Genomic DNA, 927 nt, shown 5'->3' on the forward strand with positions numbered 1-927 from the left:
GGCCTTTTTTCATCTAACACGAAGTACATGAAGCACTTCGCGACGCAATCTACTTATTACTGAACAGTAGAGTCTTGTGCTTCCGCACTTGCTGCTTCTGCTTCTTGTTGTTGCTTCTTCTGTAATGCTTGCGCAAACATGGCATCAAAGTTTACTGGCGCCAACATCACAGGCTGGAAACCGCCCTTAACAACTGTGCTATCGATCGTTTCACGCAAGTACGGGAAGATCAAGTTCGGACAAACCGCACCAACGGCATGATGATATTGAAGACCTTCCAAACCTGAAATTCGGAAAATACCCGCTTGCTGCACTTCCACAATAAATGCAGTCATATCTTCAACCGTGACCGTAAGCGTGATTGTCACAGACACTTCATGAACATCCTGATCTATCACGTTGTGCTTGGTATTCAGGTCCATCTTGACCTTTGGCTGCCATTGCTTAGTGAAAATAACAGGGGAGTTTGGCGACTCAAAAGAAAGGTCTTTAACGTAAACCTTATCCATCGCAAACCCAGCTTGTGGTTGCTCTTTTGCGGCTTCGTCTTGCGTGTTTTCTACTGGGTTTTCATTCTCAGACATCTTTTATAACCTTAAAGTTGTTTCTTTGACTCGTAAGAGTGCGCGTTCGGTATGCGAATACTAAAACCTCTCGTCAAACACTGCGAGTGCATAGCTCTCTTTTTTACGTGATAAGACGAATTTATCCAACGATTATCAGCAAACTGCTCAAAAAGATGAGACCGCTAAGCCAATAGCTTATCAAGCTTGCCTGCACGCTCAGCCGCGTACAGCTCATCACAGCCACCCACATGCGCGCTACCGATCCAGATTTGTGGAACAGTATGCCGACCGGCCTTTTGCTCCATCTCGCTTCGTAGCTTTGGATTACCATCGACAATCAACTCTTTGAAAGCAACGCCTT

At 45.5% G+C, this 927-nt stretch carries 2 protein-coding genes; both read right to left on the reverse strand.

Going from position 1 to position 927, the window contains the following annotated elements; all coding sequences use genetic code 11:
- Positions 1–56 precede the first annotated feature (56 nt).
- Positions 57–584: a protein-export chaperone SecB gene (gene secB, locus A3750_RS20790; RefSeq protein ID WP_068464918.1), complete on the reverse strand. Its 528-nt coding sequence runs from the start codon at positions 582–584 to the stop codon at positions 57–59.
- 164 nt (positions 585–748) lie between these two features.
- On the reverse strand, positions 749–927 hold a 179-nt coding region (locus A3750_RS20795; protein WP_068548746.1), incomplete at its 5' end, for a glutaredoxin domain-containing protein.

This window comes from Oleiphilus sp. HI0079 (assembly GCF_001635105.1).